Below are 21,686 nucleotides of genomic sequence, written 5' to 3'. Positions count from 1 at the left end.
ATTTAGGGAATGGCAGCGTCCGGGACGCTTCGAGGCAGCCGGCGGTAACTAGGGCGTCTTTTCAAGCGGCATACGACGATCCCATGCCGCGCGCTGGCTCTCCTGCGCAGCTAAAGGTGGAACATTGCTGGCCTTGCGAATGGCATCAGACAGCAGGCCACGTTGATAAGGCTCTTGCGTGAATTCTGTGGCTGGTCGAGTAAACTGCGTACCGTATATCTGCGGACGGCCGCTGGACTGAAGATAACGATCGAGGGTTGCTGCCCCGATCCAAGTCGCGTCTGGGCGTCCGCGAGCAATGGCGATCATCGCCAGTGCGTGTGCCCTGATAAAATCGTCGGGCTTATCACCATGCTGAAAAACAAACGCTGCATGATAGAAGTCATCACCGCTCGACAATCCCCCATTATCTAGCAATGTTTGAGTCTGTTTTCGCCGGGCGCGATCGGCAGCGGAGACCACTTTCCAGTCGATGTGTGCCGGATCGAGGCGATCGGCTTGGTCGGCTTTGAAGATGGCAGTCATAGCGTCGTTGGTTGATCGGACCGTGTCAGGAACATACCCTCGATCAACCTGCCACGGACCCAACCCGGTCCGTGACGCCACTCGCGTCAACTTATACTTGGTCGAATTGAAGGCTGCCCACTGCATGCAGGCGTGGCCCGCGTCATCCACATGAATGGCAATATGATCCGGTGCGCCCCCAGGCCAGGGATTATCGAAAACAAGCTCGACGCCATCTTGAATGTTACGCGCTTCGCGGGAACGTCGAACGGTAGTATCAGCTCTGATGTCGTTGAAATACTCACCGTCGGTGTCGTACTTGCTTGGCTGCGTCCACGATCCGGTCCAACCCTCCCGGCCGCGCGACACTTCAAAAAGCATTAGCGTAGAGCCTTGTGCGCGGAGCGCCCATATACCGGCAACATTCGCTGCGCACGCGGGGACGGCAGCGCCAATCAACCCCGACACGATGATACAGAGTTGGACGATCAATCTCATGGTGCGGTCTCAGGCTAGAGATGAAGGCCGTCAGTGCATCGCTGCTATCCCGCTCGGCAAGGTTGCTGAACGAGCGGGAACAGCCGAGAGTGTCTACACGGCATCCCCGATCGAGAACAGCACGCGAGACGACGCGGATGTTCTCGAAGTTGATGGTGAAATGATCGGCATCAAGCTGCTGTTGGATCCCGCTTTGTACCCTATAAGCCGCCCAAGGTGCGTGGGCATTCTAGGCTTTGCGCGTGCGTGATGCGGACCTGCTGCACCGTGACCCGTTCCCGTCCTTGCGGCAGATACCGAATTATACGCCGTTGCCCCTTGTCCTCGACCGACAAGGCATAAGGCACCAGCGCGTTGTCCGGCTCGCCCTCCATTCTGGCGAGGATCTTCATGCCATCCCGCAACCCTGCCGCATATGCCGGTAACATCTGCGCGGAAGCGAACCTGAACCTGCAACCCGGTAAGCGCACCGCGGGACAGATCAGGCGCGAGCGTAAACTGCACAGGTCCGCTGACGTGACCGTTCGGGGCGGCAGCACCTAGGAGGAGCAAGGCGAGGCTGAGCGAACGCAGATGCATATGGACATCCTAGCGACCGATGTATGTCCGGCAACCTGTCGAGCTCTCCCGATTGGGAACCTCCAACGGGACGACCGGCACCGGCACAAAAACACGCCCTATCCCCGCTGGGGCTTTCCCAAAATATGTTCCCGAAATATAAGTCCCGAAATTCGCTGTTTGAGATGGGATAACGGGACTCATGCTGGTTGGTTATGCGCGTGTCTCGACTTCCGAGCAGGACCTGACGCTACAAACCGATGCGCTGACCAAGGCTGGCTGTGAAAAGCTGTTCACCGACAAGGTGAGCGGCGCGAAGCTGAACCGTCCCGGCCTGACCGAAGCTCTCAATTTCGTGCGGGCGGGCGATACGCTGGTGATATGGAAGCTCGATCGCCTTGGCCGATCGATCGGGGGCCTGATCGAACTGGCGGCCGACCTGTCCGCTCGCAAGATTGATTTCCGATCGCTGACGGACGGGTTCGACACGGCCACCCCATCGGGCCGGCTGCTGTTCCATATCCTCGCTTCCGTCGCAGAGATGGAGCGCGAACTGATAAAGGAACGGACGATCGCCGGTTTGGCAGTGGCACGGGCAAAGGGCGGCACGGGTGGAGGCCGCAAGTCCGTAATGACGCCCGACATGCTCGATACCGCCCGCAAGCTGCTCAAGGCCGGCGACAAACCGGCGAAGGTCGCGAAGCTGTTACAGGTCGGCCGTTCTACCTTCTATCGCCACTTCCCTGCGGCCGAGCGCGAACCTGGCTAACTGGCGTCAGAAGATCGTAGCGTAGTAGGATTGCTCGAACCGGCCCCGGCTGATCCGGGCCATGTGGTCGATCCGTTCCGGCACCGGGGGCGGGCGGCGGGTCCGTGCCGGTCGTGCGTCAGGGCGGGCCAATAGCACGAGATTGGCAATGGCCGCGCCCAACAGAAACTCTTCCTCGGCACCGCGCAGGCCGCGAAGGTGCAAACGGGTTAGCCCCCGCTTACCCTTGGCATCGGCAAACACCCGCTCGACGCCCCGACGCAGCCGCATCGACCGCTTGAATAGCGGCGTCTGCATCTCGCCGCGCACCAGCTCACGCACGTCCTCATGTTCGCTGTGCGTAACCGACCTGTTGCTGCCTGCGGTGCATTTCCGTTTGAGGTAACAGGCGCGGCAATCGGCAGGACTGGCGCTGTATCGGAGGAAGCCGGCCCGACGATCGGCACCGCGAAAGGGCAGTATCTTCCCAGCGGGGCAGACATAGCGGCCCTGCTCCCGCTCATAGCGGAAGGCTTCGCGGGGGAATTTGCCCTTGGTCTGCTCGGAGCGTTCCAGCACTGGGATATGCGGGATGGTGCCGCGATCGGTGACAAACGCCAGGAACGCGGCGCTACCATAGGCGGTGTCGGCCGCGACACGCTTTGGCCGGTAGCCGAACCGATCGTCGGCCCGTGCCAGCATGGTCCGCCCCGCATCGACTTCTGCCGCGAAGCGGGCGGGACTGGCCTCCACGTCGATCGCCACCCCTCCCGGCGTGTCGATCAGGACATTCAGGGCATAGCCGAACCGGCCCCGCGCCGTGCGCGCAGACCACGCCGACGCCGGATCGGTGCGTGACACCTCGGCCGGCTTGCCACGCGGCACCCCATGTTCCTGCGGTGGAGCATTGGCCTGATCCGCCAGCCATTCACAAACCGGGCGGGGAAGCCGAGGCGCGGCCATGTCGGCGTCCCGCATCTTGCGCTGCCAGCTTGCATCGGCTGCGACGAACGATGCGTCGATTGCGGCATCCTTGTGGGCAATCAGCCCCGCGTCGGCGCAGCGCCGAACAGTCTGCTCGAACAGGATGCGGAAGATGCCGGCATCGCGGAAGCGGCCATGCCGGTTCTTGCTAAACGTCGAGTGGTGCGGCACGGGCGCGTCGAGTGGTAAACGACAGAACCAGCGATAGGCCAAATTGAAGCGGACTTCCTCGCACAGCCGACGTTCCGACGTGAGGCCGTAGAGGCGAGCGATCAGTGACATGCGGATCAGCAGTTCGGGCGCGATCGAGGGACGCCCTCGGCGACTGTAGTGCGGGGCGAGCGCATGGCGCAGTTCACCCAGGTCGATCAGCCCGTCTATCCTGCGTAGGATATGATCGGCGGGGATCATCGCTCCCAGCGCCCGCCAACTTGCGCCCTTGCCGCCTCGCTGTTGCTCGCCCATCATGGCCGCTGCTCCCGATGTGTCGAGGCGGGGAACCCGCCAGGCACGCGATCGGATCACCCGGCCTTTTTCAACAGCCCCGGTCGTTTTCTGAACAGGCTAACCGCAAGCTCTTGTCATCTTTAGGGGAGCCTAACTGCATCCTGACGCTGGCGAAGGTCAGTCGCCCAACGATTGAGTGCGTCAATCTCCGCGGCTAGCCCACGCCATGCGTCGCCGCCGATCGCCGGCAAGGGCTCGTCCCGAAACAGGGCTCCTGATGCCGCTATGGCCGCCTCCCGAGCCGCCTCCCTAGCTGTGGCAAGCTGACGCAGCCTTTCAGCATTTGCCGGAGCGAGGGCGCTGAACAGGCGGTCTAATGATGCGACCTGGTTATCGATCTTTGTCCTCAACGCGGCGAGCTGACGTGCGGCACGCGCGGGATCACCTGCGAGATCAGCGGTAATCTGGGCGAGGCGATCCAACTCGCCCTGGTTCAAGGTCGCTAGGGCTTCCACCGTGGCGGGATCAGTACCTGCGGCCAAGCCGGCGAGGAGACGGCCTACCTCGCTTGTCGGGCTGCATGTCGGCACCGAGATAGCTTGCGGCGTACGAGCCTTGATCGTTGAAATCTCGCCAGCGAGCTTGTCCTTCACCGACCTGCAGAGCTGCGCGAGCGAGGCCAGCAGCTTCAGCGGGAAGGGTGTATAGGCGAGGTCGTTCGTTTCCTCGACGTGGATATTGGCGCAACGAGAGTCGAAGACGCTGACGGCGGTGAGCGCGGCATCGCCTGGAGTGCCAAGCCGCCACACATAGGTGTAGGTGCTTGCAATCGTAGCGGCGTTTGCTTGCAAACAGAGCCTTTTTTTGCTCGGATTATCTGACAACCGGCTCGGCGATCTGCTCGCGCTATCTGCCAATGTGCTCGCCATCATCCTGCGCTGCTCGCAATCATAAAGGTCTGCTCACATCCCCTGCCAGCGAAACAGGGCGTCAGCGCGGCACCCGGATGGAACCTTCCGCGATCCCCTCGGCGACATTGGAGAGCATGACGGCGTAGCGATGCAAACCGGGGAAGCGACCAGCGTTCTTGTCGATTTCACCGCCGTATCCGGCGTCGAGCAACGCCTTGAAGTCGGGCATCACGTCGAACATGCCGCCGAGCAGATCGATATCGGAGGCCCCGGTAAGCAACAGGGCGTTCGCATGGGCGTCGAGACGCTTCATCGTTTCCAGCATTTCGGTCCTGGTCATCGCATCCTGTCCGCTTGCGGGGTTCCATCGCCTAGCACGACGCGCCGGCCCTGTTCGCGAAAACCTTCCTTTCTGACGACCTTGCCGGCGGGCCATGACCGCACCGCATTTCTGCTGCCCGCCGCTTGTCAGAACTGTTCTGAAAACGTGCTTCGCAAAAGCGTCTGCCGGCGACGGGTTTGGAGAACCCACTGGTAGAAAGCGTGAGCACGACGCCTCGTTTGCAAGCAGCGCCGGATAATGGCGAGCACACTGGCAGATAATTTGAGCAGGTTGCCACGCGCCAGTGGCAGATAGCGTGAGCAGAAAATCTGGCTGTTTGCGAGCAGGCGCCGTTATGATTGCAAGCGCCTACAGTTAGGCGTCGCCCAACGGGATATCCAAACTCGCAATCTGTCGGTGAACCGCATCACTTGGGGCGCGAACAAGGGACAGTACGAGGTCGCCAACAGCGTCACCGTTCGGATGCGCGACACCGGCAAAGTAGGCGCGGCGATCGCCGCCGTCACTGACGCCGGTGCCAACATCGTGTCCGGCCCCGACCTTTCGGTCGCCGATCCGGAAAAGGCGAACCTCACCGGCTACGGAAATGCCTACAAAACCGCACGCGCGAAAGCGGACGCATATGCCGCCGCGGCCGGGCTGCATATCGTGCGGGTGCTTTCGATCCGGGATGGCGGCACTGGCGGCGAATTACCGCAGGCCGGCGATATGACGGCGATGCCCGTAGCACCGCCGCCCGTGGTCGCGATGCAGAGCGCCGCCCCGCCCGTCATGGCCGGCACGAACAACGGCGTGGTCGCGGCGCGGGTCGATTTCGCGCTCGCGCCGAAGTGACCAACAGTCGTTCGGATATCACCAGCACCCTTAGACATAGGTTTTGAGAAGCCGACTACATTCTCTCTTCACCATCCCCAACGGGATAGCCGTAGGCGAGGCCCGTGGCTGGTTAGTCGTTGGCATAACCCCCTACCCTGCCCTGAGCATCAGGTAGTTGCGCAATAGCAGTTGTGCGATCCTGCCATTCTGCATACCATCAATTCAGCATTATTGAGGGTGTGCACACTTGCATATAATCACGCTTGCAGCGCAAAAAGGGGGTGTCGGTAAAACGACGCTAGCGGTGAATCTGGCGGTTGCCGCCGAAGCGGCCGGGATAAAGACCGCTCTTTTCGACCTCGATCCGCAGGAGAGTGCGACTGCTTGGAGCGAGCGACGGACAGCCGAATCACCCCATATCGAACCGATCAGCGCGCGCCGCCTCGATCAGGCGATCGACGCCGCAGAGGCTAACGGCTTTGGGCTTACGATCATCGACACACCGCCGGCAGCGGGTGCGGAAGCCGCCGCAGCGGCGCAGCGTGCCGATCTGGTCGTCATCCCCTGTCGTCCGTCATTGATCGACCTCGATGCGATTAAGCGTACGGCGCAGCTCATCACCAGTACCGGGCGAACGGGCGTGGTTGTGCTGAATGCCGCTCCCCCTACCGCAACCACATTGCTCGATGATGCCAGAACGCTTGCCGAGGCGACCGGCTTGCGGGTGGCGCGTGCCGTATTGCGGGAGCGTAGCGCCTACCGGGCGGCATGGCCTCACGGCTTGGGAGTTATCGAGCACGAGCCGAAGGGCAAGGCCGCCCTAGAGATTGCAACCTTGCAGAAATACATATTTGATGATGTGATGAGTTGCACACCTGCAAATGTGAAGGCTTGATTATGGCGAAACGGACTTCCCTGTTGGGGCCTGCAGTGGCGCCCCCCTCCCCTCCCGAACCCGAGCCGGATCATCAGCCTGCTCCGTCGAGTGCAGCACGATCGAGTGGCAAGCGGTCGGGGAAATATCACCTCGGGGCATATTTCGATCCGGCCGATCCCACAGCGGAGGCATTTCGTGTCCTGGCGGCGCGAACCCGGCGCAGTCACCAAGACCTCCTTGCCGAGGCGATAAGCGAGCTGGTCGCCAAGTATGACGCCGCCAAGCAATTCGGTCGTGTGTGAAAATGTGCACATCTGCAATAATGCAGAACGGCAGGATTGAAGTAGCATGACCAAGCGCCAGAATCCCAATCCCGAGTTTGATCTGTTCATCCCATTGATGGGGGACCTCCCGCTGAAGGATCAGCGGGAGACGATGGAGCGCCCGTTTTTTTCGCTTCAGAAGCGCAAGCGGGTGAAGCCTATCGAGTATAGCAGCCCAGACGGCGAGACGTGGGTGAAGATCGAGGCGATCCCTGCCTATGGCATGGCGACGATCTGGGACGCCGATATCCTGATATGGGCGGCGTCCACGCTCAACCGGATGCGGGAGCAGGGCGCTAACGACCTTCCGCGGACACTTAAAACAACGTCCTACGACCTGTTGAGGGCGATCAAGCGCGATACCAGCGGCCGGGCCTATCAAGAGCTGCAAGCCGCACTCCAGCGGCTTCAGACGACTTCCATATCGACCTCGATCCGCGCACCCAAGCGGCGCACCAAGGCCGGTTTCAACTGGCTCGACAAATGGACGCTGGAGGTGGACCCGGACACCGATCAACCGCGCGGGATGACCATCACACTGTCGGATTGGGTGTATGAAGGCATCATGGGGGAGCGGTCGCTTCTCACCATGCACCAAGATTATTTCCTGCTGACCGGCGGGCTGGAACGCGCCCTGTATCGTATCGCGCGCAAGCACGCTGGAAACCAGAAGGGCGGATGGACGTGTCGCGTTGAGGTGCTGCGCGACAAGACCGGCAGCGACAGCAAACCCAAAGAGTTCAACCGGATGCTGCGCAAAGTGGTGGAGGCCGACCAGCTCCCTGACTATGCGATGCAGATGGCGGCAACGGCCGATGGCAGTCCTGCCGTGCTGTTCCGGCTTCGGGGCGAAGCGGAGGCGCTGGCGCTGACTGCCAGGTTGGAAGCCGAGCAGGAGCGGCGGAACCGGTTCGATGCCGATCGTCGCCGCGCCTCCGAGGTGGACGACCTGATGGACAAGCTCGCCGGAGAACGCTGACTATCGTGGTATCACACACCGCAAGGCCCATCCGTATCGGTGGAGGCGGTGGGCAGCGGACGTTGAGAGTGGTGTTCGACCAGTAATAGACCCGCAAAGCCACGATCAATCATCGTGGGATCACACACCCGACCGTCGTGGGATCACACACCGCACTATCGTGGGATCACACACCGAATCACGTGGGATCACACACCAGCCATCTTATTAAGGCATTGCGAAAGCGCGGTTTTTTGTCTGCTTTTCGACACTTAACCTTCTTAACGATTCCTATTTAACAGAATCACTTAACCCCACAGCACAGGTCCGATGGGCAGAAAGAATGCAGGATTGCCAAAGGCAATGCGCCTTCGTTGCGTGCCGGCTATCGCCGTCACAAGAGCGGCCTAACGGCCGCAGGCTTCCGAGAGAGGCTAAGCCGATCCGGCGGTGTGTACCTGTCAGCGTGACGCTCGTTGAAAGGGTAGGCTGGGGAGATGCCCCGAACCGATCGTCGGTTTTCGCCGGTGTGTGCGATCGCGCTGGATCGTAGAAGGCATCGAACTCGCATTCGGCATCGTAGCAGATGTTCGCGACGTTAATCGGGTGGGCGTTATCGTCGGCAGATGCGCCTAGGCACGCCTCGATGGGCGGTCCTGAGCTGTGATTACGAGCAGTTTTGAGAGAGAAGCTCGCCGAGCAAGGCTACCGGATCGACCCCGATCGCCAAGGCGACCGCGACATATTCATCCACGCTTAACTGACGCTCGCCGGTTTCGTAGCGCGATACATAGGCCTGCTGCCATCCGAGCCGCTTCGCGAGGTCAACCTGACGAAGCTTGGCGCCCCGCCGTGCCACGGTCAGCGCAGCAACGATGCGGGCGTGCAGATCAGATGGGACTGGGGAGGCGGGCACCCCAAAGCATCTAGACCGGCTTGAGAGATATACGGAAAGCGTATATCGTGCAGACTTCCGATCGGGAGTGCTGACATGAGGCTGTTCGAGCGCATCGCCACCTGGTTCGACGACTGGACGCTCCCGGGCCGCTCGGGAATTGGCAGCGACGGCACGGATATCAATCCGGCGACCGGATTGCCGACGATCGCTGGAGCGGGGAGCCCCGACGTCGCCGGCAATCCCTACGGTTCTACCCGGTCGCACGATTACGAGTCCGACTGGCAGCGCCACGATCGCTGGGACAGCGGTACTCATGACCACTTCCAGCATCACGATAGCTGGTCGGCCAGCAGCCATGATCCCTGGCGTGACTGAGCGCGTCCCGGTGGGTGACCGGCTGATCGCACGGTGGGAGGTAAGCCAGCTGAACGTCGTCCCTTATGCGATCAGCGTCATGGTCTTCCTGCCGATGCTGATCGTGACGATCGGTATCGCCAAGGCGATCGGCGCCAGACCGGTCGTCGCCGGACGGGGCATGCTCGTCCTCTGGGTGGCCCTGCTCGTGACCGAGATGGGGCGAGGGATCTGGACGCTGCGGCACCGTTACGCCTCGCCGCGCTGGCTGCGCGCGGTTCACGCCGCAATCGGAGACGACCTCGCCGTTCACACGCTTGCCGAGCTGATGCGCCAGCATCGGTACGAACCCGATTACGTCCTTCTGAGATCCGACATGACCAGCGCGGTCCAGCAGGAGCGCGCCAGGCGCAAGGACGTGGTCCGACGTGCCAAGGGAATCCGGATGATGGAGGAACCCGATCCTGCCCCCGGTTTGGAGGTGGAAGGCGGTGATCCCCGAATAGGCGAGGAGCGACGCGCCCAGGCGCGCGAGCGTCGTGCCGCTGAGAAGATTCTGGCAGCGGCAGCGCCGGTGACAGGCGATATGTCCCGCAGCTCGCGCTGAACCGCTACCGCACCGCTGAAAAGGCGAGCTGCGTAGAATGACAGTTCGCTTGCTGGCCGGCTGACACGCCGGCCCGGGTGCCCCGCCGGAAGCCGGAATGAATACCGGAGCACCACGGCATCGATACGCCAGCATCCGGATCGTGCAGGGAAGGAGCACACACCACGCTATGGATAGCGGCCATGTTCAGAGCAAAAAGCCGTGATTTACCATTGCTGTAGCAGGATATCGGCTGTGCTGCGGGTTCCGCGAAAGCTGCCTTCTGACGTGCTACAAGGATGCTACGGCGCTACGGACGCCGTGATTTACCGGGCTGCGCAGCGACATGAGGATCGCAAGCAAGCGATCCGTGCACTGCTCCCTTTGGGGCACGGGCTCATCTCTCGTCGGGCGTCATGGACAATATCGGTGCGCCAGCAGCGGCCGATGTCGAGCCCGGATGCTCGCCTCTGCTTCCGTGCGGTCAGGATGTGCCGGACGGCCGTGCGCGGAAGCGGCGCGGGTCGAAGAACCAGATCAGCATGACCGCGCCGGTAACAGCTGCGGCGATCCAGCAGACAGCCGCGAGGGCAGGGGCATAGCCCAGTAGACGGGCCGCTAGCCCTGCCAGCAGCAGTCCCGTGCACAGCGCCGCCAGTCGGCGTACGACTGGCCAGTTGCGCCGCTTGAATCCGACCCGCCGCGTCTCGACCGTCCAAGCCGCCAGCTGTTCATCTCTGGATCTGCTCATCTTCAGGCCCCCAGCGACAAGGCGAGCAGCGTACCGCGCAGCTGCTTGCGGTTGGCAGCGCCCGCGTCCGCTCCTCCGTCGTATATCACGCGCGCGAGCGCCTGACTGCGTTCGTCAGGCAGTTCCAGCCCGACGTCCCTGCAGACGGCGTCCACGTCGGCGCGCAGGCGATCGAGCCTGTCCCAGTCGACCGGGCCGTAGTAGCTTCGAGGAATGGTATCCTCGCCCAGGATCACCCATTCGGGATCGACATCGTAGTCGCGCCGGAGCTTCGCCATCAGAACCACCGGCGGCTCGGCCCCGCCCAGCTCCCAGCTGACCAGCGCGCGCTTGGAATAGCCCAGCGCCTTCGCGAACGCGTCCTGTCCCAACCCGGTCCTGAGCCGTACCGCCTTGATCCGCTCGCCGATAGTGGATGCGCCGCTCACGTCGCCATGACCTATTGCTTTATCCTGCTCATTATGGCGCAATCGTGCCACTATGCTATCATGGCACGGGAGTGGTGCCGGCGACCAGTATTACGCCGGACAGGGGCAGGGAATTCATGGGCGGTCAGGTCAATTTGCGGCTCGGGGACGATGACGATGCGGATCTCACCCGTTGCGCGGCCGAGCGCGGCGTCGAGCGCACGACACTCGCCAAATCGTTCGTTCGGGAATGTCTCGATGCGTGGCGGGAGGGGCGGGCCGTATTCGACCGGCCCGAGCAACTGGGCCCCGGTGACGTCGTCGCCTTCGGCACCAGGTTGGACAAGGCGGTCATGGAGATCGACCGCATCGCCCAAAGCTGGGCGGCGCATGAGAGCGACATGCACAGGCTCGAGCGCGAGGACCAGCTGGCGCTGACGCGGGCCCGGACCGAGTTCATCAAGGGCTTGCCGGAGCGCATCACCGCCAGCTTCAATCCGATCAGAGCGGAGATGCGGCTGCTTGCCGAACGGATCGACAGGCAACCTCGTCTGGATGCCATCGACGAACGGCAGCGCGATCACACCGAGGCGTTGCGGGAGAACACCGCCGCCATCAGGAGCCTCGAGCAGCAGCCCCGGACGAAGGTCAGCTACACCGTCTGGGACAGGGACTGGTCGGGTCGCAAGGTCGGTGCGGCGCTGTCGGTCGTCTGGTTACTCTGCGTCGGCAGCTACTTCCTTGCGGCGATGGCGCTGCCGCTATCGTGGGTCGCCGTCCGCTCGGCCAATTTCCTGCTGGGTGGCGGGGATCAGGCGGTCTGCGCGCTGGTGAACTACCGGCTGGCGACCGATAGTTGTCGGACGCAGTTCGCCGGTCGACCGGGCAAGGTTGTGGTGCGGGCGAGGCCCGGCGCCCCGCAGGGCCGACCGTGATCTCGGTTGCTGCAGTCGGTTCGGCCTCCGACGCAGCCGCCTATTACGCCCGGGACAATTACTACACCGCCGATCAGGCAGAAGGTGCCAGTGCCTGGGCAGGCGAGGGAGCGGTCGAGCTGGGCCTGTCCGGTCCGGTCGACACCGACCGGTTCGAACAGGTGCTCGCCGGCGAACTGCCTAACGGCGTTGTACTCGACGCCAAACGGGGTGAGCACCGGGCGGGATGGGACGTCACCATGTCGGTGCCCAAGTCGGTGTCGATCCTGGCGCTGGTGGGCGGTGACACGCGGTTGGTGGTCGCAGTGCACGAAGCGGCTGCGGCGACCCTCGCCTGGACGGAGCGCAACATCGCGGAAGCGCGGGTCTGGAACGGCAGGGGCCAGGTGCCCGAGGTGACCGGCCGGTTCGTCGCCGCAACTTTCCTTCACGACGTGAACCGCAGCGGTGAGCCGCAGCTCCACGTCCACAACGTCATCGCCAACGCGACCCGTACCGCCGACGGCAAGTGGCGGGCGCTGCACGCGGACCAGCTGTACGAGCGCCAGCACGTCATGGACGCGGTGTTCCTGTCTGCGCTCCGCAGCCGGGTCGAGACGCTCGGCTTCGCCACCATTCCCCGACACGACGGCCGCAACGGCGCTTTCGAGATCGCCGGCGTGTCGCGCGCGGTGGTGGAAGCATTCTCCGTCCGCTCGGCCGAGATCGATGCGTACATCAAGGCGCGCGGATTGGAGAACACCCCGCAGACGCGCGAATATGCGGCGCTGGCGACGCGCGACCCCAAGTCGCCCGAACTCGCCCCGGAGCAGCGCGCGGAAGGGTGGCGGCGTTTGGCCGCGGAGAAGGGGCTGGATCCGGCAGCGTTGGTGAAGGCCGCGCTGGTGGAGGCGGGACGGGGGCATGATGTATGGACGCGCACGGTGCGGGGCGTGCGCGGAATAGGGGAGCGCGGTCTTGCCATCGCCGGACGCATGGGACTGACCCCGCGCGATGGCGACCCACTGGTCCCTGAGCGACTGGGGCGACTGGAGCCGCGCGCCTATGCCGCGGCGCAGGCGGTCGCATCGGCGGTGCGCGACTTGGGCGAGCGGGAGGCGGCGTTCGACCGGCTTGAGCTCATCCGCGAAGGCCTGTCGCGCGGCGGACCGGTGACGGTTGCCGATATCGAGGCCCGGCTGGCGCTGCTACAGGCGAAAGGCCTGTTGCTCGGCGACGGCGATCGCATGGTGACGACGCAAGGGTCGGTGCGGCTCGAGCAGGCGTACCTTGCCGCAGTCGAGGCGGGGAAGGGGCAGTCCGCTCCGATCGTTCCGCCGGTTGATGCCGCAATCCGTGCGCAGGAGGCGGCACGCGAGCTGGGGCTGCATCGCCTCAACCCGGGTCAGGAAGCCGCGGCCGTGTTGATGCTGTCCTCGTCCGACCGCGTGGTCAACGTGCAGGGCGGGTCGGGACGCGGCAAGTCCACCGCGATGGCGCCGGTAACGGCGGTAGCGAAGGCCGAGGGCCGGGGGGTGATCGGCCTGGCCATCGCCAGCGTGAAGGCGAGCGAGTTCGGGCGCGACACCGGCGCCGACGTGAGCACGGTCGCCCGCTTCCTGGCGCGTCATGCCCGCGTGATCGACGGCACGGCCCGGCCGGAACAGGTCGCGCGCGTGAAGGCGCAGCTGTCGGGTGCGATCGTCATGGTCGAGGAGGCCGGGCAGCTCGGTACGCGCGACATGGAGCGGATCGTGCGGCTTGCCAACATCACCGGCGTCGCGCGTGTCGTGCAGACCGGCGATACCCGCCAGCTGACGGCGATCGCGGCGGGCAAGCCGTTCGAGGCGAGCCAGAAAGCCGGCGTCGCCACGGCCCATATCACCGAGAATTTGCGTTCCCGGTCCGATCAGATGAAGGCGGTCACCGCCGCGCTCGACCGCGGTGATGTGTCGGGCACGTTCGAGATACTCAGGGCTGCCACGACCGAGGTGCCGGGGAACGCGGTGGCAATGACCGCCGCGGTGCACTGGGTAGCGCTGCCGCAAGAGCAGCGTGACGCCACCCTCCTGCTGACCGCCGGCCGCGCCATGCGCAGCGAGGCCAATCAGGCGGTGCAGGCCGAACTGAAGGCGAGCGGCGAGATTGCTGCCACGGGCACGCCGTTCACCGTGCTCGACCGGGTCAACGCTACCAGGGAAGGCGCGCGGCTGATGCGCGCCTACCGGCCCGGCCATGTGGTCGAGGTCCGCACGAACCTGCCGAGCCAGAACCTGAAGCACGGTGATCGCGGTATCGTGACCGGCGTCGATGGCGATCGGGTGCGGCTCGGCATGGCCGACGGGACCGAGAAGTCGCTCCGCCCCGACCGCTTGGCGAAAAACCTCGATCGCGATGCCGTATCGATCTTCGCATTGAAGCAGGTCGAGCTGCACGTCGGCGACCGTATCCGCTGGAGCGACAACGACCGGACCCGCGGTCTCGATAACGGCGCGATGGCGCGGGTAGAAGAAGTGGGGCGGGGCAGGTTGGTCGTGTCCTCGCTCATCGACGGCACCGTGCACGAGATCGGGTCGGGTGATCGCATGGCCGAACGGCTGGACCTCGCCTACGCGATCAACGTCCATGTCGCGCAGGGGGTCACCACCGAGCACGGCATCGTGGCGATGCGGTCGTCGGAGCGAAAGCTGTTGACCGAACGGTCGTTCCTGGTTGCGCTGACCCGCGTGGCGGACAAGGTGGCGCTGGTGGTCGACGACGGGCGGAAGGTCGAACGGCACATTACCCGCAACACCGGCGACAAGACCTCGGCGCTCGACGTGGTCGAGCGTGGCCAGGCAACCGACGCCATCCGGTTGCCGGATGCGGGCTCCCCGCTCGACCGGGCGCTGGAGCGTTACGCCCAGTTGTTTCTGGCAGCCGAGCGGATGCGCGAGGACGGGCGGGGGCTGTCGTCGTCCCAGGTGCGCGAGCTGGACGCAGCCTCGGCCGCGCTCGACCGGGTCCGGTCCTCTGCGGCCGAGGATCTGCGGATCGTGCTGGACCGCAGCGCCGACCCGGTACGCGGTCTGGAGCAATCTGCTCCCGGCGAGTTGCGGCAGGTCTGGGAGGAGGAGGGGCAAGCGCGCGCCGATCCTCGCGCCTATGCCGACCGGTTCGTGGCCGACTGGCGGTCGGCGTCGGGTGACCGGGGTGCGGGCGAAACGCCGGGGATCGAAGACCGGGCCGAGCGACGCCTGGAGCGGCTCGAGGACCGTATGGCGCGGCAGCCCGCGCTGGAGAAGGCGCTCGACGCCCGCATTCCCGAGCGGCAGCTACGGCTCGATGGCCCCGGCATGGGCGGAGGTGGTCGCGAACGGGATCGGGAAATGGAGATGTGATTCGAGGTGGATAGGTATGTTTCGGGTGTGGCATGCTCACCCGGCTTCGCTCAATCTTCCGCAGCTTCCGCCCTGTCGAGTGCGACGAGGCGCTCATATTCTTCGACCGGCACGATGGCGATCATGGGCGATCCGTCGCGTTCGACCGCGATCGCGCCTTCAGCTGCCAGCGCAAGGCATTCACGGGCCTCGGCGGGTGTGCGGGGAAAGGGGACCGTGCGCATGGCCGTGTCATATCACTCGGCAGGAGCTGCATGCTAGGGCTGTGCTGCGTCAAACACCCAATCAGGCGGTGGTGATGAAGGCAGCTATCTCGAATGACATAGCAGCGGTGAGGCCGGCGAGATCACCGATTGGATCGATACGCATTGCGCGCCGCGGCTGGTCATGGTCGACGGCAGACCGCGCGACTTGAAACGTTTTTCGGAAGAACGTATTGTGAACGAATGATGCTGATAATCTTCGCCGGTGCCGTTTGAGCGATCGCGATGTATTTTTGAGAGAGTACACCTCAGCGCTTGCTGAGGATGGTGCTTCGGTTCTTGTCGGTGCCGGCACTTCCATGGCCGCCGGGTATCCCTCGTGGAAGGGGTTGCTGCAGGAAATTGCTGGTGATCTCGGCCTCGAAATCGAGGACGTCGACGATCTTACGGCAGTTGCTCAATGGGCGATCGGTGCGGATCATTCGAACCGCACGACCGTGCTAAATGCCATACGGGAGCAGATAGAGCCGGATCATGCCATCCCCTCGGCGCTGCTGTCGCTGGCAAGGCTGCCGATCCGCGAGGTGTGGACGACGAATTACGACCGGCTGATCGAGCGTGCGTTCGGCGAGCTTGGGCGGCCGATTGATGTTCGGGCCAACCAGGAGCAGTTGGCACTGCGCAAGCGCCGCGCGGGAGCGGTCCGCATTTACAAGATGCACGGGACCATCGATGCAGTTGATGATCTCGTAATTTCCACCGAGGATTACGAACTGTACCGGCAGCGGCGCGGTGCATTTTTGGGTTTGCTGCACGCTCATTTGACAGGAATGACCTTCCTGTTCGTGGGCATGAGCCTGACGGACCCGAACGTCCGCCACGTGCTTGCCTTGCTGCGTGAGCATTTTCCAACGACCCCGCCCCGACACTTCATGATCGCACGGCGGCCACAACGGGCGGATTTTGGGTCTAATGATGCCCACGCCGCCCGGTTGAAGCGGCATGACTATTGGGTGCGCGACTTGCGACGCTATGGTCTTGTCGTCGTTGAGATCGATGCGTTCGCTGAAATTGATGAATTGATGGATGAACTCGAACGGCGTGTGGCACGTCGTCGGATATGGGTGTCGGGTAGCTGGCCGCTCGATGCCGGTGATACTAGCGCGGGGTTCGTTCACGATGTAGCGCGCGCGATCGGGCGTAGGATCGGATCGACAGATCTTTTCATGCTATCCGGGGCCGGGCTGTTGGTCGGATCAGCCTCGCTGTCAGGGTTCCTCGAAACCATGCAGGGGCGCGGTGAGTGGGACTTTGATCGGCGGTTGGTTGTTCGTCCCTTTCCGCAACCGGTCGGTGACGCTGAGCCGGATCGTCAGCATTGGGCAGAGTTGCGTGGTGAGTTGGCGCGCTTGGCGGGTATCGTGGTTTTCGTGGGCGGTGCGAAGATCGAGTCCGGCGGACTGGTGTCTGCCACCGGTGTGTTCGAAGAGCGCGCCCTCGCCGATGGTAGAGGTGCATTTCTATTGCCTGTTGGAGCCACCGGAGGCGCTGCCTCGGTTATCGCCAATGAGTTGCTGACGTCAGCCCTTCCGTCGGCTGGCAGTAATGCCCGGCGCCCCACGGACGATGAGTTGCGCATATTGTCAGACGCCTCGGCAACGCCAGATCAACTCGCTGATGCGGTTTTGAAAATCATTAAGCGGATCGCACGCTGAAAATCGTTTGTGATGAACATTTTGGAGAACGGCATTGGCGAGGCGGGTATTCTTCAGCTTTCACTTCGCGCGAGATGCATGGCGCGTGTCGCAGGTCCGCAATGCCTGGATGCTCCCGGGAAGTCGTGATTCCAACACTATTGTCGACCATGCGTCGTGGGAAGAAATCATGCGCAAGGGCCCGCAGGCGATCCAGAACTGGATCGATACGCAGATGAACGGCAGTAGCGTGGTAGCGGTACTGATCGGTCGCGATACGCATACGAGGCCGTGGGTGGAGTATGAGATCCGCAAGGCCCACCGCGAGGGACGCGGCATCCTTGGTGTGCACTTAGCTGGCATGAAGGATAGTAACGGCACCGTTGATCCGGCCGGGGCCGATCCGATTGCAAAGCTTGCGCTTACCGATCGGTTCGGGACCAGAGTGACTTACCCTACCTATTCCTGGTTGCAGGGTGACGGCAGAAAGAACTTTTCGTCATGGGTTGAAGCCGCTGCCCAGCGCGCCGGTCGTTAAAGGCGAGATCGATCATGTCCTACGTTACCGAATCTGAGGTCCGGGCTGCCGCTGCTCGTGCGAAAGCAGCTACGTTCAAGTCTGCGGGCATTTTGTTGCGCGAATCGCGTGACACATACCAATCTTCCTTCGATGTATTCCTGTCGCATTCTTTCATGGATCAGGAACTTGTCCTTGGAGCCAAGCAGCTGCTCGAGGAAAAGGGGCTGTCCGTCTATGTCGACTGGATCGACGATCCGCTGCTAGACCGTACCGCCGTAACGCGGGCGACCGCCGAGAAGATCAGAGGGCGGATGCGCCAGTGCCGGACGCTGCTCTATCTGCATTCGGCGAATGCCACCAAGTCCAAGTGGTGTCCGTGGGAATTGGGCTATTTCGATGCCTTCACCCATCCGTCCCGGCGCGTTTTCATTTTCCCCGTCACCGCTGCGGATCGATCATATACGAGCCAGGAATATCTTAATCTCTATGATACGGTCGACATGGCTTCGATCGGCGTAGCTACACGCAGGCGCGATGATATCAGGGTCAAGGGCGCGGATAGTAGCTTCAGAGCGTGGAGCGTTGCCGCCTGATCGATCATCCCTTGAGCTTTTCGGCGACCGCGAACGCGGCATCAGGAGGCGGGTAGAGTCAGCTACTTTCGCCATGGCGCACACGGGTTGCCATTATCGGAGGTAGAAAGGTCTACCTTTCTGCCAAACTAGCAAGCGACCAAGAGCGTGGTACCTAACCCAGATGCTCCTGATCGGGTGGCAGGTGATCCTTGTCACCAGATGATGGTGCAGCGGCTTGCGGGGTGGCAGGCGCCACATGCCTTTCTGCGTCCCAAAGCTGATTATTAAGGAAACGGACGTTCGGCAGCGCCAAGCCGTCAAGAGCCTTTCGGAAAGTGCCTTTACCGAACCAATCACTGGATTTCGCATCAGCCCATTTGTGTTTTGCTTCGTGAGCTAGCGTAGCGAGATTAAGCGGCCCGGTTGCGGCCTTGTATCGCTGGCGAATAAAATGCCCGAAAGCTCGCTCATCCTCCGACATGCCAGTTTCGTTTGCATTCACTTTGGCTGGATCGGGTACGTCGCCACCGGTTTCGGTGAGCAGCGTCTCGAGCGTATCAAGCCCCAGTACGCGTTCCGCAACCGATGTGTAGGCCGCTGCCAGATGCCCCGGCGACAAAATGGTAGTTCGACGGTCTTCCGCCCTTAACCGGTGCAGCAGAGGAGTGAAGTCGGAGTCGCCGGAAAGGAACACGAACTCACCGAAGCGAGTGCGATGGCCCAGCAGGTCGAGCACGTCGATGACCATGCGGATATCAGCTGCGTTTTTGGCGCCCCATGTAAGCGGCGGGCAGTCGATCACCTCAAAACCTGCCCGAACGAAGTTCGTGCGGAAATTAGAGAACCAGAGACGATCGTTTCGCTCCCCAGGTGCGCTGACGTTCCCTCGTGGGTTCATGTAGCAACGCGCGACGAGCCAACGCCGGGGCTCATCGGTATCAAGCGTTCCCAAGCGTGTAAGCCAATCGGCCGGGTCGGATGCGAACCGGATCGCTAAACCTTCATCGATGCCCCACAGCGCGGTGAACACGTTATCGAAATCAACAAAAATGGTGCTTCCGATTTGCATGTGACCATCTCCGTGTATCTAGCTTGCCGATTATCCGAAAACACGATAGCTGCATAGTGCAGCACCATGCCGCATAGTGAGTCGGATATGACCTCGAAAAACAGGCTGACTGTCAACCTTTCAGATGATGAGGCCGATGCGCTGGCGCAAATCGCCGAAAAATCGAAGGTGTCCAAGGCTTGGCTTGGACGCCATGCCATCTGTGCGCTGTTGGAGCGCGCGAAGGAAGATGACGGTCAGATACCGCTGCCCTTGGCAGCAGTAGGGGGACGGTGATGATCGCCGATACCGCGAAAACGGTGATTGACCTCTTCTGTGGTGCAGGGGGGCTTTCCGAAGGGTTCCGACAGGCTGGCTTCCATGTTTTGGCCGGCCAGGATTACGACGACATGGCAGGTCGCACATTCTCGGCGACCCACCACGAGGCGCGTTTTATCGGCGGGCCGATCGAGCAGGTGACGCCGCAACAGTTGCTGGATGCGGCCGGCAAGAAGCGTGGTGAGATCGACGTAATTTGCGGAGGGCCGCCTTGCCAGGGCTATTCCGTCTACAATCACCAGCGCGGCGCGAACGATCCCCGAGCCGGGCTGTTTCGCCAGTACCTGCGCATTGTCGAGGGTATCATGCCGCGCTGGCTCGTCATGGAGAACGTGACGGGCATCACATCGATCGCCGGTGGCGCGATCGTGCGCCAGATTTACGAGGAGATGAACCGTCTCGGCTACCAGGTCGAGATGCGTGTGTTGCGCGCCGAGGATTATGGTGTGCCGCAGGAGCGCCGCCGCGTCGTGTTTATCGCAAATCGGGTCGGAGCGCCCATTCTGTTTCCCGAGCCCACCCACGGCAAGGGCTTGCAGCCGTTCGTCACAGTATGGGATGCGATCTCCGATTTGCCGAAGTTGGAGAATGGTGAGGACCGTGGCCTGCCATCCTTTGGCGGGCGACCAAAGACGGCCTATCAGGCCATGCTGCGCGGGGATTGCCGCCTCGCCTATAATCACTCGGCGACACGGCTGGCGTCCATCAATCTGGAACGGATGCGCCATATTCCCCCCGGCGGCTCGTGGCGCGACATTCCGCACGATCTGCTTCCTGCTGGTATGAAGCTCGCCAAGCGTAGCGATCATACGAAACGCTATGGTCGACCGCGCAAGACTGATCTTGCCTGCACGATCCTGACCAAGTGTGATGTGCATTGGGGCGCCTATATCCATCCGGTTCAGAATCGCTCCTTCACCGTGCGAGAGGCCGCCCGGTTGCAATCGTTCCCCGATTTCTTTGATTTCAAAGGCAGTCGGACCGAGCAGTTCGTGCAAGTTGGCAACGCCGTTCCGCCTTTGCTCGGCAAACGCATTGCAGAAGCGTTGCTCCGCGCCGATACCGTTACGCCAGGCCGTAGCCGGCGAGCGGGCCACGGCGCGGAGGACCTTGCGATTGCCGTGTAACCCTGAGCAGATTGTTGGTGAGGTATTAGGATGGCGAGCGCAGAAGGGTGTGAACCCGGCAGCGCTTGCTTTCGAGTGTCCGTTCATCAAGTCGCGATGCCCCAAACGCAGCACGCAGCTCCCTGATGAGCCCTATCCCGTTTGTAGCCTATGGAAGCGCACCGACGGCGATGCTGACCCGGTGCAGGACCTCATTTTCGTTTGCCCGAAACGGTTCTACGCAGTCGATTTTCTGACTGAGGTGATCGCGCATTGCTGGCCAGGGGCGAAGCCTGTGAACCCCCAGGTTGCACCCGAGGTGAAGATGGCGGGCTTCGGCAATGTCGATTTCGTGATCGCCGATGTCGGTGCCGACAATGAGATCGAGCAATTCCTGTCGGTTGAGTTGCAGGCGATCGACATAACAGGTTCGGTGTTCAAGGCGTATCAGGCGCTGCGCGCGGGTGAGGATCTCGACAAGCGCCCGACCTATGGGTTCAACTGGGACAACGTCTACAAGCGGTATATCACCCAGCTAATTCGTAAGGGCTATTTCCACCATCATTGGAAGACGAAGATCGTCGCGGTCATTCCCGAGCAGGTTTACCAGTACATCCTGGGTCGTGCGGCTTTTATGAAGACTGCCGATGTGAAGAACGATCCGCAGGTCAACATCATCTTCATGACCTATTGCTTGGAGAGCGATCCGACGCGACCTGGTGAGTTCCGGCCCCGTTTGGTGACGGTTGAAGGGACCAGCCATACCAACTTGCAAAATGCGATCCTTTACAAGGATGCGCCGCTCAAGGAAGCATTCACCGACCAAATTAGGAAATCTTTGGTTCGCGCTGTTAATCTAGCTGATCTGATCGACGCGGGTGACATTCCTGAGGGGTTGGAAGAGCATGAGAATGAAGGCCCTTTGAACTCGTAAACGCGAGGGG

25 protein-coding genes are annotated in these 21,686 nt (G+C 62.4%); 15 read left to right on the top strand and 10 right to left on the bottom strand.

The features are described from left to right. Window positions 1-48: 48 nt before the first annotated feature. Both IQ292_RS17255 and IQ292_RS17250 read right to left on the bottom strand, forming a co-directional pair. Complete coding sequence (locus IQ292_RS17255; protein WP_203311549.1) at window positions 49-1,002, bottom strand: hypothetical protein; 954 nt, start codon at window positions 1,000-1,002, stop codon at window positions 49-51. Window positions 1,003-1,202: 200 nt separating this feature from the next. Further along, window positions 1,203-1,394 carry a hypothetical protein gene (locus IQ292_RS17250; RefSeq protein WP_203311548.1) on the bottom strand — a complete coding sequence of 64 codons (192 nt, stop codon included), beginning with the start codon at window positions 1,392-1,394 and terminating at the stop codon, window positions 1,203-1,205. 368 nt (window positions 1,395-1,762) lie between these two features. Between IQ292_RS17250 and IQ292_RS17245 the strand changes: the two genes are divergently transcribed. After that, entirely contained in the window at window positions 1,763-2,329 is a 567-nt protein-coding gene (locus tag IQ292_RS17245; RefSeq protein ID WP_203311547.1) for a recombinase family protein, read from the top strand. Between the two features lie 6 nt (window positions 2,330-2,335). Here IQ292_RS17245 and IQ292_RS17240 read toward each other — a convergent pair whose 3' ends face one another. The 3 genes from IQ292_RS17240 to IQ292_RS17230 form a co-directional block, all read right to left on the bottom strand. Continuing rightward, entirely contained in the window at window positions 2,336-3,760 is a 1,425-nt protein-coding gene (locus tag IQ292_RS17240) for a transposase (RefSeq protein WP_203311546.1), read from the bottom strand. A 119-nt stretch (window positions 3,761-3,879) separates the two neighbouring features. Further along, entirely contained in the window at window positions 3,880-4,671 is a 792-nt protein-coding gene (locus tag IQ292_RS17235) for a hypothetical protein (RefSeq protein ID WP_203311545.1), read from the bottom strand. Window positions 4,672-4,729: 58 nt separating this feature from the next. Then, window positions 4,730-4,963 (bottom strand): arylsulfatase regulator, encoded by a 234-nt coding sequence (locus IQ292_RS17230; protein WP_236626754.1) that lies wholly within the window; start codon window positions 4,961-4,963, stop codon window positions 4,730-4,732. Window positions 4,964-5,299: 336 nt separating this feature from the next. Between IQ292_RS17230 and IQ292_RS17225 the strand changes: the two genes are divergently transcribed. The 4 genes from IQ292_RS17225 (at window position 5,300) to IQ292_RS17215 (ending at window position 7,988) form a co-directional block, all read left to right on the top strand. Then, window positions 5,300-5,827 (top strand): SIMPL domain-containing protein, encoded by a 528-nt coding sequence (locus IQ292_RS17225; RefSeq protein WP_203311553.1) that lies wholly within the window; start codon window positions 5,300-5,302, stop codon window positions 5,825-5,827. Between the two features lie 229 nt (window positions 5,828-6,056). Then, a complete protein-coding gene (locus IQ292_RS17220; protein WP_042491062.1) occupies window positions 6,057-6,704 on the top strand; it encodes a ParA family protein in 648 nt (215 codons plus the stop codon). Between the two features lie 2 nt (window positions 6,705-6,706). Beyond that, entirely contained in the window at window positions 6,707-6,988 is a 282-nt protein-coding gene (locus tag IQ292_RS17930; RefSeq protein WP_369386100.1) for a ribbon-helix-helix domain-containing protein, read from the top strand. A 46-nt stretch (window positions 6,989-7,034) separates the two neighbouring features. Then, the gene (locus tag IQ292_RS17215) at window positions 7,035-7,988 is read left to right on the top strand and encodes a replication initiator protein A (protein WP_042491059.1); all 954 of its coding nucleotides are present in this window, start codon (window positions 7,035-7,037) and stop codon (window positions 7,986-7,988) included. 646 nt (window positions 7,989-8,634) lie between these two features. On the opposite strand, the gene IQ292_RS17210 is transcribed toward IQ292_RS17215, so the two are convergent. Beyond that, window positions 8,635-8,883, bottom strand: coding sequence for a helix-turn-helix domain-containing protein (locus IQ292_RS17210; protein WP_042491057.1), 249 nt, complete (start codon window positions 8,881-8,883; stop codon window positions 8,635-8,637). Between the two features lie 75 nt (window positions 8,884-8,958). Between IQ292_RS17210 and IQ292_RS17205 the strand changes: the two genes are divergently transcribed. Further along, the gene (locus tag IQ292_RS17205) at window positions 8,959-9,240 is read left to right on the top strand and encodes a hypothetical protein (protein WP_042491054.1); all 282 of its coding nucleotides are present in this window, start codon (window positions 8,959-8,961) and stop codon (window positions 9,238-9,240) included. Continuing rightward, entirely contained in the window at window positions 9,233-9,826 is a 594-nt protein-coding gene (locus IQ292_RS17200) for a hypothetical protein (RefSeq protein WP_157013793.1), read from the top strand. Before IQ292_RS17205 ends, IQ292_RS17200 begins: the two co-directional genes overlap by 8 nt. A gap of 463 nt (window positions 9,827-10,289) precedes the next feature. Here the strand turns inward: IQ292_RS17200 and IQ292_RS17195 are convergent, their stop codons facing one another. Both IQ292_RS17195 and IQ292_RS17190 read right to left on the bottom strand, forming a co-directional pair. Beyond that, window positions 10,290-10,556 carry a hypothetical protein gene (locus IQ292_RS17195; RefSeq protein WP_042491045.1) on the bottom strand — a complete coding sequence of 89 codons (267 nt, stop codon included), beginning with the start codon at window positions 10,554-10,556 and terminating at the stop codon, window positions 10,290-10,292. A 2-nt stretch (window positions 10,557-10,558) separates the two neighbouring features. Next, entirely contained in the window at window positions 10,559-10,984 is a 426-nt protein-coding gene (locus IQ292_RS17190) for a helix-turn-helix transcriptional regulator (protein ID WP_167334735.1), read from the bottom strand. A gap of 116 nt (window positions 10,985-11,100) precedes the next feature. On the opposite strand from IQ292_RS17190, the gene IQ292_RS17185 reads away from it, so the two are divergent. Further along, on the top strand, window positions 11,101-11,898 hold the full coding sequence (locus IQ292_RS17185) for a hypothetical protein (protein WP_042491041.1): 798 nt from the start codon (window positions 11,101-11,103) through the stop codon (window positions 11,896-11,898). After that, window positions 11,895-15,257: a MobF family relaxase gene (mobF, locus tag IQ292_RS17180; RefSeq protein ID WP_203311544.1), complete on the top strand. Its 3,363-nt coding sequence runs from the start codon at window positions 11,895-11,897 to the stop codon at window positions 15,255-15,257. The genes IQ292_RS17185 and mobF overlap by 4 nt, the downstream gene beginning before the upstream one ends. A gap of 50 nt (window positions 15,258-15,307) precedes the next feature. Here mobF and IQ292_RS17175 read toward each other — a convergent pair whose 3' ends face one another. Next, window positions 15,308-15,481: a hypothetical protein gene (locus IQ292_RS17175; RefSeq protein WP_157013792.1), complete on the bottom strand. Its 174-nt coding sequence runs from the start codon at window positions 15,479-15,481 to the stop codon at window positions 15,308-15,310. Between the two features lie 251 nt (window positions 15,482-15,732). Between IQ292_RS17175 and IQ292_RS17170 the strand changes: the two genes are divergently transcribed. Genes IQ292_RS17170 through IQ292_RS17160 form a run of 3 tightly spaced genes read left to right on the top strand, consistent with a single transcriptional unit; the run spans window position 15,733 to window position 18,267 of the window. Beyond that, window positions 15,733-17,175, top strand: a complete 1,443-nt coding sequence (locus IQ292_RS17170) for an SIR2 family protein (RefSeq protein WP_042491038.1) — start codon at window positions 15,733-15,735, stop codon at window positions 17,173-17,175. Window positions 17,176-17,209: 34 nt separating this feature from the next. After that, window positions 17,210-17,692 carry a TIR domain-containing protein gene (locus IQ292_RS17165; RefSeq protein ID WP_042491036.1) on the top strand — a complete coding sequence of 161 codons (483 nt, stop codon included), beginning with the start codon at window positions 17,210-17,212 and terminating at the stop codon, window positions 17,690-17,692. Window positions 17,693-17,706: 14 nt separating this feature from the next. Further along, window positions 17,707-18,267 (top strand): toll/interleukin-1 receptor domain-containing protein, encoded by a 561-nt coding sequence (locus IQ292_RS17160; RefSeq protein WP_076711807.1) that lies wholly within the window; start codon window positions 17,707-17,709, stop codon window positions 18,265-18,267. A gap of 154 nt (window positions 18,268-18,421) precedes the next feature. On the opposite strand, the gene IQ292_RS17155 is transcribed toward IQ292_RS17160, so the two are convergent. Next, a complete protein-coding gene (locus tag IQ292_RS17155) occupies window positions 18,422-19,318 on the bottom strand; it encodes an NYN domain-containing protein (RefSeq protein WP_052811621.1) in 897 nt (298 codons plus the stop codon). An 87-nt stretch (window positions 19,319-19,405) separates the two neighbouring features. Between IQ292_RS17155 and IQ292_RS17150 the strand changes: the two genes are divergently transcribed. Genes IQ292_RS17150 through IQ292_RS17140 form a run of 3 tightly spaced genes read left to right on the top strand, consistent with a single transcriptional unit; the run spans window position 19,406 to window position 21,676 of the window. After that, a complete protein-coding gene (locus IQ292_RS17150; protein WP_167334734.1) occupies window positions 19,406-19,594 on the top strand; it encodes a ribbon-helix-helix domain-containing protein in 189 nt (62 codons plus the stop codon). Continuing rightward, window positions 19,594-20,763, top strand: coding sequence for a DNA cytosine methyltransferase (locus IQ292_RS17145; RefSeq protein ID WP_042491033.1), 1,170 nt, complete (start codon window positions 19,594-19,596; stop codon window positions 20,761-20,763). Before IQ292_RS17150 ends, IQ292_RS17145 begins: the two co-directional genes overlap by 1 nt. A 49-nt stretch (window positions 20,764-20,812) precedes the next feature. After that, window positions 20,813-21,676, top strand: coding sequence for a NotI family restriction endonuclease (locus tag IQ292_RS17140; protein WP_167334733.1), 864 nt, complete (start codon window positions 20,813-20,815; stop codon window positions 21,674-21,676). Window positions 21,677-21,686 lie beyond the last annotated feature (10 nt).

The organism is Sphingomonas beigongshangi, from assembly GCF_016820445.1.
In the GTDB taxonomy this organism is placed as follows: Bacteria; Pseudomonadota; Alphaproteobacteria; order Sphingomonadales; family Sphingomonadaceae; genus Sphingomonas; species Sphingomonas beigongshangi.
This window is presented reverse-complemented; position numbering and strand designations above follow the sequence as displayed.